Raw genomic sequence first — 2,845 nt, forward strand, 5'->3', positions numbered from 1 at the left:
CTCGTCGGCAAACGCCTTCAGAAGGTCCAACCCGACGCCACGCCGCCGCGCGGCAGGGGCGACATAGGCCGCCTTCGCGGTCGCCACGGCTGCGGCGTCGGCGCTCGCGTCCGCCACGACGACGGTGGCCTGCCTGGAGGCGCGGCTCGGCTCCGGCTCGTCTCCGCCGTCCGGCGCGTCCCGCTCCGGGACGTCCGTGTCGATCGCGACGTCGCCCTCGGCCTGGTACCACCGGGCGCCGAGGCGCTCGAGTTCGTGCGCCGCCGGCGATCCGCTCTTCCCCTGGGACTCGCCCGCTGCGGCCGACTCGTCCCCGCCGGTGAGGAGGACCGGGACGTGGGCCGCCTCGGCGGCGCTCGCCGCGGACCGCACGGCGTCGGCGTCACCGGCCGGCGCGACGACGGCCCCGGGAGCGGACGCGAACAACGCGCGGCTCGTCCGGACCGATCGGTCGACGGCGTCGGACGCTGCCGCGACCGACACGGTCTGTGCGGTCGCCTTCGCCAGGGTCGCCCGGGTGGGCCCGGACTGGGCTCCGGTGCACCCGGCGGCTCCGAGCAGCAGACCGGTCGCTGCGAGTGCGAGGAGGACACGGGAGGTGGGGCCGGAACGCATCGGGCCACCCTACGAGCCGGGTGGCGGGGACCCTGGGAATCCGACGGGTGTCGTGCGGGCTCGACGACGTGCCGGGACGAACCGCTGGGCGACGCGCGCGGGACGACAGCGCGTGGCGTCGGAGGGGTCCGTCGTCCGCTATGCTGGTCCGGTTGCTCCGCGCTCCGGTCGGACGCGGGCGACGTGGGTCCCTCGGGGCTCGCGGGCTGTGGCGCAGCTTGGTAGCGCACTTGACTGGGGGTCAAGGGGTCGCAGGTTCAAATCCTGTCAGCCCGACCGACAAGCCCCGACGGAACGCAGGTTCCGTCGGGGCTTCTGCGTTCGCGGCGCCGCATGCATCCCAGAACGGTGCGACCCGCGCGATCCCTCCGGGCGACCACGTCAGCGACCGGTGGTCGCCGAGCCCTCCGGCTCCCACCCGAGCGCCGGCCCGAGGCGCTCCGCCATGTCCGTGACGATCTGTGCGTAGTCCTCCGCCTCGAACGAGAACGGCAGTGCGAACGCGACCTCCGTCGCCACCTGGTAGCCGGCGTCCGCACGGAGCCGGTCCGCGATCTCGGCCGACGTCCCGACCAGGTCGGCGGCGAACAGCAGCTTCCCGGGTCCCATCGGCACGCCGACGCGGCCCGACCGACCCTCGACGTAGGCCCGGTAGCGGGCCTCCTGCTCGGGCGTCGCCGTGTCGGTGGGGATCACGACGAGGCCCTGCGAGACGCGGGCGGAGCTCGGGGACGGGTGCGCATCGAGGTAGGCCTCGACCTGGGCGCGCTGGTTCGTCGCGAAGTCCGTGCCGATCTCGCTCCGGGTGACGCTCGAGGTCAACAGGTGGAAGCCGTTCTGCGCGGCCCACACCGCCGACCGCGTGCTGCCCGTGCCGTACCAGAGCCGGTCGGCGAGGCCGGGGCTCTGCGGCTGGACGGTCGTGGCGAACTCCTCGATGCCGCGACGCTCGGCCACGTCGACGATCGGAACACCCCGCACCAGGTCGCGGAAGCGCAGGAGTCGGGTCTCGCTGAAGTCCTCGTGCTCGGCGGTGTCCGGGTAGAGCGCCTCCCGGTAGAGGTCGTAGTTCATGGGCGTGCCCGACGAGAAGCCGGGGTTGAGGCGACCGCCGAGCAGCACGTCGACCGTCGCCAGGTCCTCGGCGAGACGGAACGGGTTCTCCGCGCCGATCGGGGTGACGGCCGTCCCGAGCGCGATCCGGGAGGTCCGCTGGACGCCGCCGCCATGACCGCGACGGGGGAGGAGATGCCGTGCTGCACGTGCCGGTGTCGCAACCACGCGCTGTCGAAGCCGAAGGCCTCGGCGCGCTCGATGACCCGGAGCGTCTCCTCGTGAACGGGTCCGGGACGTGCCGGTTCAAACGACCCGATGGTCAGGAAGCCGAGGCGTTCGAGGGGACGTCCGTCGAGAGGCATGTGTCGATCGTGGCAGACGAACGCGTCCTCGTCCGTCCGGGCGGGTCAGGGGACCCGCACGCTCCGGCACCCGAGGTCGATGCCGCTCGTGCCCCAGTACGGGTCGGCTGCGGTGATGCACACGCGGTGCACCCCCGACCCCGCCCGGACCATCCCTCGGAAGCCGTGCGCCCCGGACACGTGCAGCGCCCGGTCGACGTCGGCGCGCTGCCTCGTCGTGGTGAGGAGCGCCGCCTGGGTGCCGTCGACGTCGACGGCCACGTCCATCGGGTCAGCAGCGCGCTCGACGTCGACGGCCCACCCCGACGCCGTGATCCCGCCGGCGGTGGCCGCAGCACCGTCGAACGCGCCGTGGGTCGGGACGATCCCTCGGGTACTTCATCAACCCGCTCGTCACGATCGCCCTCGGGGTCGTGGTGCTCCGCGAACGCCTGCGTCCGCTGCAGTGGACCGCCGTCGGCATCAGCATCGTGGCCGTCGTCGTCATCGCGGTGGGCTACGGCCAGATGCCGTGGATCTCCCTGGTGCTCGCGTTCTCGTTCGGCCTGTACGGCCTCGTGAAGAAGCGCGTCGGCGGCACGGTGGACGCGCTGAGCGGTCTGACGATCGAGACCGTGTGGTTGCTCCCGATCGCGGTGGTCGCCCTCGTGGTGCTCGGCGTGACGGGGCTCGGCGGCGGCGTGACGTTCGCGAGTGCCGGTGGGCTCCACGTCCTGGTGACGGTGCTGACCGGGCCTGCGACGGCGGTGCCGCTCCTGCTGTTCGCGTCCTCGGCGCGGCGGGTGAGCCTGTCCACGCTCGGGTTGACGCAG

At 73.3% G+C, this 2,845-nt stretch carries 1 protein-coding gene, 1 tRNA gene and 3 pseudogenes; 2 read left to right on the top strand and 3 right to left on the bottom strand.

Going from position 1 to position 2,845, the window contains the following annotated elements; genetic code table 11:
• Positions 1–615, bottom strand: a pseudogene (locus I5E_RS24890) (hypothetical protein); the annotation flags it as partial.
• Positions 616–817: 202 nt separating this feature from the next.
• On the opposite strand from I5E_RS24890, the gene I5E_RS18890 reads away from it, so the two are divergent.
• Positions 818–891, top strand: a tRNA-Pro gene (locus tag I5E_RS18890).
• 105 nt (positions 892–996) lie between these two features.
• Here I5E_RS18890 and I5E_RS22170 read toward each other — a convergent pair.
• Positions 997–2,033: pseudogene (locus I5E_RS22170) on the bottom strand (LLM class flavin-dependent oxidoreductase).
• A gap of 45 nt (positions 2,034–2,078) precedes the next feature.
• Positions 2,079–2,300, bottom strand: a complete 222-nt coding sequence (locus I5E_RS18900) for a hypothetical protein (RefSeq protein WP_022908366.1) — start codon at positions 2,298–2,300, stop codon at positions 2,079–2,081.
• 98 nt (positions 2,301–2,398) lie between these two features.
• Between I5E_RS18900 and I5E_RS18905 the strand changes: the two are divergent.
• A pseudogene (locus I5E_RS18905) lies at positions 2,399–2,845 on the top strand (EamA family transporter); the annotation flags it as partial.

The organism is Curtobacterium sp. B18, assembly GCF_000333375.1.
Taxonomy (GTDB): domain Bacteria; phylum Actinomycetota; class Actinomycetes; order Actinomycetales; family Microbacteriaceae; genus Curtobacterium.